General features: G+C 70.5%; 8 protein-coding genes and 1 pseudogene. 5 read left to right on the top strand and 4 right to left on the bottom strand.

Going from position 1 to position 6,727, the window contains the following annotated elements; translation table 11 throughout:
- From ABZW30_RS18790 to ABZW30_RS18780, 3 genes and pseudogenes are all read right to left on the bottom strand, one after another.
- Positions 1-973 (bottom strand): annotated as a pseudogene (locus ABZW30_RS18790) (hypothetical protein); the annotation flags it as partial.
- A gap of 343 nt (positions 974-1,316) precedes the next feature.
- Positions 1,317-1,808, bottom strand: coding sequence for a TrmO family methyltransferase (locus tag ABZW30_RS18785; RefSeq protein WP_355672222.1), 492 nt, complete (start codon positions 1,806-1,808; stop codon positions 1,317-1,319).
- Positions 1,809-1,821: 13 nt separating this feature from the next.
- On the bottom strand, positions 1,822-3,204 hold the full coding sequence (locus ABZW30_RS18780; protein ID WP_355672221.1) for a Tat pathway signal protein: 1,383 nt from the start codon (positions 3,202-3,204) through the stop codon (positions 1,822-1,824).
- A gap of 221 nt (positions 3,205-3,425) precedes the next feature.
- On the opposite strand from ABZW30_RS18780, the gene ABZW30_RS18775 reads away from it, so the two are divergent.
- The 4 genes from ABZW30_RS18775 to ABZW30_RS18760 are packed head-to-tail and all read left to right on the top strand — an operon-like array spanning position 3,426 to position 5,077.
- The gene (locus ABZW30_RS18775) at positions 3,426-3,662 is read left to right on the top strand and encodes a hypothetical protein (protein ID WP_355672220.1); all 237 of its coding nucleotides are present in this window, start codon (positions 3,426-3,428) and stop codon (positions 3,660-3,662) included.
- Complete coding sequence (locus tag ABZW30_RS18770; RefSeq protein ID WP_355672219.1) at positions 3,659-3,808, top strand: hypothetical protein; 150 nt, start codon at positions 3,659-3,661, stop codon at positions 3,806-3,808. Before ABZW30_RS18775 ends, ABZW30_RS18770 begins: the two co-directional genes overlap by 4 nt.
- On the top strand, positions 3,805-4,008 hold the full coding sequence (locus ABZW30_RS18765; protein WP_355672218.1) for a hypothetical protein: 204 nt from the start codon (positions 3,805-3,807) through the stop codon (positions 4,006-4,008). The genes ABZW30_RS18770 and ABZW30_RS18765 overlap by 4 nt, the downstream gene beginning before the upstream one ends.
- Positions 4,009-4,033: 25 nt before the next feature.
- Positions 4,034-5,077 (top strand): NAD-dependent epimerase/dehydratase family protein, encoded by a 1,044-nt coding sequence (locus ABZW30_RS18760; protein WP_355672217.1) that lies wholly within the window; start codon positions 4,034-4,036, stop codon positions 5,075-5,077.
- Here the strand turns inward: ABZW30_RS18760 and ABZW30_RS18755 are convergent.
- Positions 5,074-5,946: a glycosyltransferase family 2 protein gene (locus ABZW30_RS18755; protein ID WP_355672216.1), complete on the bottom strand. Its 873-nt coding sequence runs from the start codon at positions 5,944-5,946 to the stop codon at positions 5,074-5,076. The two genes, ABZW30_RS18760 and ABZW30_RS18755, sit on opposite strands and share 4 nt — an antisense overlap.
- A gap of 18 nt (positions 5,947-5,964) precedes the next feature.
- Here ABZW30_RS18755 and ABZW30_RS18750 point away from each other — a divergent pair, with 18 nt between their 5' ends.
- Positions 5,965-6,726: a hypothetical protein gene (locus ABZW30_RS18750; RefSeq protein WP_355672215.1), complete on the top strand. Its 762-nt coding sequence runs from the start codon at positions 5,965-5,967 to the stop codon at positions 6,724-6,726.
- Position 6,727 lies beyond the last annotated feature (1 nt).

Genomic DNA, 6,727 nt, shown 5'->3' with positions numbered 1-6,727 from the left:
TGAGCGTGGCGATCGGGATCTTCACCTGCCCGGTGGAGCCGGTGAGGCCTGCGGTGAGGTGCCAGTTGGCGCGCGCGCCCAGGTCGAAACCGACCTTGGCCTGTTCGGGGGCGAGGATGCCGTGGGTGCCCTGGTAGGAGAACATGACGCTCGGGTCGAGTTCGAGCGAGCCGGTGAGCGAGGCCTTCGCACCGCCGGGCAGCGGGACGGTGGCATTCGCGTCCAACTGCAGGACGGCGGAGGCCGAACCCTCGCCGCCGCCGGGCTTCGGGACGTAGGACGCCTTGAGGTCCTTGACCTTCGGGGTGACCTGGATCTTGTGCGGGTCCAGGGCGCTCTTGATGTTGGCCCAGGCCGACCCGAGCAGCTCGGATATGGAGGCCGGGCGCGTGCTGACCGCGAGCTTCCCGTCACCCGCCGGCTTGACGTCGGTGATCGCCAGCAGCGCGCCGTGCGGCGCGACGGCCGACGGAGGGCTGTCGATCACCTGCCCCACCTGGACGGCGGCGGTGGCCGCCGCCGTGGCGGCAGGGCTCGGGGTGCCCTTGCCAGTGTCGGCCACGGCGAGAACGGCCTTGCCGGTCCCCTTGTCGTAGGCGTCCAGCTTGAGGTCGGGAGCACCCGCCACCACGGCGGGCGTCCCGGACGGGGACGGTACGGCGGACGCCTTCGCCGTGCCAAAAGCAGCCGCCGCGGCCGACGGCACCGTGGACGGGGACGCAGCAGCAGACGCCTTCGCTGTGCCAGAAGCGGCCGCCGCGGCCGACGGCCCCGTGGACGGGGCGACCAGGGTGACCTTCTGGCTACCGGCGGCGGCCTCAGGCAGGACCTCGCCGGTCGGGCTGGGCACAGCAAAGACAGACGCGGAGGCGGGGCCGGCCGACTGGGCAGTCGGCGTCGACGGGTCACAGGCGCTGAGCGCGAGCACCACGGATGCGGCGAGCGCGGACAGCCGGAGGGTGCGCATGAACATGCAGAGGGGCACCTTCGACGTAGGTGGTCAGGGGGACGGGCAGGCCTGCGCTCCGCATGTTACTGACAAGTTGTCAGCAACGGCTAACTTCAGCTCAGGGGAAGCTCAATTGCGGACGGCCCACTACCAGCCGAAGCGCACCTGCCCGGTGCCGTACGCGTGCCGGTCGTCAACACGGAACGGCGGCCAGCGGCATCAAGCCACAGCGCCCACCCACGTGACGGCCCCATCCGCCCGAATGCGACATCCGTGGAATACGTGCTCGTTACCAACCTGACCGGCCCAAAGCTGCAGGCCGCCACTGAGTAGTGGCGGCCTGCAGCTTCGGTGAACCTCGCCCCCATCAGTCGCTGACTGCTGGGGCGAAGTAGTCGCGAAGCATGATGGTGGTCCAGTCGGCCTGGCGGTGCTCTCCGCGCGGCCCCATCTCGGCAAACCACGGCTTCACGTCCAGGACCGGGGTGCCGTCCACCGCGTCGAGGTCTTCGACGTAGAGGTTCAGGCCGTCGACCTTGATCAGGCGGCAGTGCGACACCCCGAGCCAGTTCAGGCGTCGCATATTGCGGTGACCGAAGATGCCGACCTCCGGCCAGTCCGGGTTGTCCCGGGGCCGACGGGCGCCGAGGTTCAGATCGGTCGGGTCGGTGAGGTGGAACCGGAAGGCGACCTCCAGGTGAGAGAAGTCCTCCAGGCCCTTGGTCGCGTCGGGCGTGAAGAGGGATCCGTCGAGCCGGATGATCGCCCGGGTGCCGCCCCAGAAGTCGTCGGTGGGTTCGGTCCGGCCGCCGACCACGTGGCCGAGGGCCTCGACCTCGAATGTCTCACGGTCTGCCATCAGTGACTCCTCATCAGGCTGTTTCGGACAGGTACGCGGCAGCGCGTGCGTCGATCTCGCTGACGGTCGAGGCGCCGCGTCGGCGGTAAGGGGAGAGCAGGGCGCGCATGTCGGCGGCGGCCTGCCGGGTGCGGCCGGACCGTACGCCGTCCATGGCGTCGAGCGCCTGCGACCAAGTGGCGCAGGCGCGGTCGATGTTGTTCATCTGCGCGTACACGGAGCCGAGGTATCCCAGCGTCACCGCGTGGGTGCGGGTGAACTTCGTCGTCTTGCGGGTGCGGACGCTGTGGTGGAACTCGCGGACGGAGCCGTCGAGGTCTCCTATGTCGCGCAGGGCACACGCGGTCTCGTGGGCCAGGCTGGCCTCGCCGAAGAAGAACACCCGGTCCGGCTCTGCGATGCCGTCGCTGGCGGCAGACAGGTCGTCCTCTGCCCGCAGCAGCGCCTTGGCGGCGGAGTTCTTGCGGCCCGCGGCGGCCAGGCTCCGAGCGTGGACGACGCCCAGGAGAGCGCGTTCCCGTGGGGAGGCGAGCGTGTACCGGTCGCCGTCGACGGACGCGGCGGCCAGGGTCAGCGCTTGCTGGTGGTGCCCAAGGTCGATCGCCTGGTGCGCCATCGCTCGCAGCACGTGGGCGGCCATGGGTGGGTCGCCGGCCTCGGCCGCCAGTTTCACGGCTTCGGTGAAGTACCGCTGCGCGGTCGCGTGTCGACCGCTGTCGAACGCCATCCAGCCTGCCAGGTAGGCGAGTTCGCTGGCGGAGGAGAAGAGGTCACGACGAACGCGCTCGTCGGCGAACTTCCCGCGAAGGTAGGCGGTGACGTCGGTGGTCAGGTACTGCACCACGGACGTCCAGGCGTGGGCGCCGCCACGCCGTTGGTCCACCTGGGAGAACAGAGTGGTCATGTCCCGGACGGCGGCGAGGTCTCCGGGGCCGACCCGTCGGGTTGCGGCCGAGCTGCGCGCGCTGCCCCGCTCGGACATGCGGCTCCACCAGTCCTCGCCGGGTAGCGAGAGGGCGCCCACCGAGTAGACCGCCATCCCCAGCGCCCGCCTGCGTTCCACGTCCACGTCGGTTCTCCCGAGTTCGGCCAGCGCGCCCAGCGTATCGGCGTCCCAGTCGGGAACTTGGGGTGAGGGGGCGATCAGGCCGATCTCTTCCAGGGGCACGACGCGGCCGCCCAGCGCACGGCCCAGCGCCTCGGCCAGGAACAGCCCGACGTTCCCGGACGGCTGGCCGCCGTTCTTCCAGTGCGTGATGCTCGACTTGTTGGTCTCCGGGAACTCGTCGTGCTCTGCCGCAACCCGCTTGACCAGGCGCGCGATCGCATCACCCGAGAGCTTCGTCTCGTCGATGAGCGCCCGCAGCTTCTCGTTCGGTTCCTTCGCGGACGCCAACGCCCACCTGCCTGACTGGCCGTTAAACCGCTTAAACCGCATTGCGTGTCCAACACCGTACTCCTGGTAGCGGTTGGGCGGTTCACTAACTGACATGCCGCTCCGCAGGGTGCAGCCGACACCGGCAGGGAGCCCGCGGCGCGGCTGTCTGCGGCAGCTCGGTCGTTGCGTCCCTCGACGCCGACGGGCAGCCGCGCCAGTTCGCGAACCCGGAGAGGTTGATGACGACTGCCGACCGCACACAGCACCCGTGGAGACTCAACGGCTCCTCCACGCTGGTGGACCCCAACCCCTCGGCCCCGCGCCGGTCTGCGAGTTCGACGGCCGGGAGCACCATGGCGGCCAACAACCGCATGCTGCTGGACGAGCACCGCAGCGAGAACGGGCAGTGCGTGCGGTGCGGGAGCCCGTGGCCCTGCGACGTGACCAGGGGCATCAGGTCCGGGGGTGCGACGTGAACACCGTGGACCTCTGCATCCAGGCCGGCGACCGGGCTGCGGTCTTCGTTCCGGACCGGGAACGCGCCCGAAGGCGCGCCCAGGTCTTGCGTCAGCTCGCCCTTGGACGACGTCGCCGCAAGCAGTACCGGGAGTCGGCGGCGTGAAGAACGAGAACTCCCCGGACTTCAAGCTCCCCGCCGAACGGCGCCAGGGCCTGTACATCCGGACCTTCAGGGTCGCGGCCGACGGCACCCGTTACGACGACTCCGGAGTCGTCCTCGTCGACTCGGAACCCGACGTGGCGGCCTACCACGCATCCGCGACCTGGCCCATCTGCAAGTGCCCGCAGCACCGCGAGGGCTGATCAACCACCGAGCAGAGGAGCTCCCTTGTCCCTCGAACAGCTTTCAGGAAAGACCGTGCTGGTCACCGGAGCGGGCGGCCTCATCGGCAGCCGCATCACTTCCCAGCTCCGCCGGCTCGGCGCCCGCCCCATCTCGGTGTGCAGGCTCGACGCCTACCCGCCGGAGGTCTACCGCGACCGGTTCGGCATCAACACCACCGAGCCGGACTTCATCGTCGGCGACATCGCCGGCCCGGAGCTGATGAGCGAGGCGATCTCCGGCTGCGACTACGTGATCCACGCCGCCGCCCTGGCCGACGTCGCCGCCTGCACGCGCCGCCCGCTCGATGCCATCGATACCAACATCATCGGCACCCAGCGCGTGCTCGACGCCGTGGCCGCCTCGGACCAGGTGCAGCGGATGGTGTTCGTCTCCTCCGCCAGCGTCTACGGCAACGGCAACGGCACCTCGCCGGAGCCCGTGCACGACCACGTGCCCGCGCAGTTCACCGAAGGCGCGGCCGTCTCCCCGGTTTCGGTGTACGGGAACAGCAAGGTCTGGGGCGAGTACCAGACCGCCGCCGTGCTCGGCGGCGTCGGCACTTCGTACGCCGTAGTGCGGTACTTCTCCGTCTACGGCGAGCCGCAGGTCGTCAAGGAGAACAGCCACTCGTGGGTGGTCGCCTGGTTCGCCATGCGGGCCGCGCTCGGGCTGCCGCTGCACCTCAACGGCGGCGGCCACCAGATCCGCGACCTGGTCCACGTGGACGACATCGCCACCGGCACCCTGTACGCGCTGGTCGCGCCCCGCGCGCACAACGAGACGGTCAACATCGGCACGGGCACCGGCACGTCGATCTGGCAGGTCGCCGAACTGGTCCGCGCCCACTACCCCGACACGCAGCTCGTCGAGACGCCGATGCCACCCGGTGACCCCGAAGGCGGGTACGCCTCCGTCGAACGGATGGAGGAGCTGCTGGGCTGGCGGCCGACCACCAGCATCGAGGAGGGCGTCGCCCGGTACGTGGCCTGGCTGCGGGCGAACCCCAGCGCGATCCCGGAATGGATGCCCCGAGCCGCTGCGGCCTAGATGATCGGGGGCCGGCCGAGCCGGGTCATGGTCCACACCGTGCGCCAGCGCATCGGCTTGCGCCGACCGCACGGTGTGCGCCAGCCCTCGACGAAGCCCGCGAACCACGCCTTCAGACCGGCCATGTCCCGGGTGCGGGCGATGGTGAGCGCCACCCACACGCCGAGGTAGACCGGTACCAGCACAGCGGGCAGGTGCCGGCGCGCGAGGTACACGCGGTTGCGGGCGTTCACCCGGTAGAAGAAGGAGTGCCGGGTCGGGCTGGTCCGCGGGTGCTGCAGCAGCAACTCCGGCGCGTACAGCACCCGCCAGCCCGCGTCGAGTGCCCGCCAGGCCATGTCGGTCTCCTCGTGTGCGAAGAAGAAGGCGTCCGGCCAGTCGCCGACCTGCTGCAGCATCTTCGTCGACAGCGCGTGGCCGCCGCCGAGGAAGCTGGTCACCTCTCCGCCGTGCATCGGGTCGCCGGCCCGCAGCCGGGGGACGTGGCGGCGCTGGGTGAGCCCGGTCTCGTCGGCGATCCGGAAGCTGACGATGCCCAGCCGGGGGTCGGCCTCGTAGAGGGCCTCGATCCTCGCGAAAACGTCGTCGGCGACCAGCAGACCGTCGTCGTCCAGGTCGATCACCACGTCCACGTCGCGCAGATGCTCCAGCGCCACGTTCCGGCCGCCAGTCACCCCGAGGTTCTCGGCCAGCTCGACGCCCTCCACCCACGCCGGTAGCTCCGGCAGGGGGCAACCCTGGGCAACCACCACGACCCTCGCGGCCGGGACGGTCTGCATCTTCACCGAGGCCAGCAGCTCGGCCAGTTCCTTCGGCCGCGTGCCCATGGTCAGGACCGCCACGCCCAGCTCGACGCCCACCGAACCCATCCCTTCGAGGAAGCAGACATGACCTCACGAACGCACCGCTCGGGCGCCGCGTCGCTCAGAGAACTCGCCGAGAACCGGATGCTTCCGGACCACCAGGTCATGGACCGGTCCACACTGAACTGGATCGCCGGGAGGCGGCCCGAGGTCTCCGCCGCGCCGCCCACCCTGCCACACCTGCCGCTCATGCTGGTACCGGACGTCACCTGGTTCGCGGAGCCCCGGTGTGCCGACTCCATCCACGGCGTCCGGCACAACGCCCGCGTCTCGCTGCTCTCGTCGATCCTTGCCCAGGAGTACGGACTCGACCGCGACCACAGAGCCGCGCTGTGCGCCGCTGCAGCCGTTCACGACTGCCAGCGCCGTAACGACCGGGACGACCCCGGCCACGGCCGGCGGGCAGCGGCCTGGTTCACCCGCAACCAGGCCGCCGTCACCGGCCTGGTCGGCCGGGAGCTGCCGCAGGCCGTCCTCGCGCAGGCCGCCACTGCCATCAGCCTCCACGACGTGCCGTACGAGCGCTTCACCGTGCAGCAGAACCGCGTCTACCAGCGAGCGCCGCACCTGATCGACCTGCTCAAGGCCGCCGACTGCCTGGACCGCTACCGGCTCCCCCTCGTCCGCTGGTGGCCCGACCCGTCCCAACTGCGGCTCGTGCCGCCCGGCTGGCTCCACGCCATCGCCCACGCCCTGATCGTCCGCAGCGAACAGGCCCGCCTCGACGGCGCCAGCAACCACGGGGCGCTCATCCACGCCCGCCAGATCATCGACCCCGCGCAGTAGG

The organism is Kitasatospora sp. NPDC004669, assembly GCF_040609455.1.
Lineage (GTDB): Bacteria > Actinomycetota > Actinomycetes > Streptomycetales > Streptomycetaceae > Kitasatospora.
This window is presented reverse-complemented; position numbering and strand designations above follow the sequence as displayed.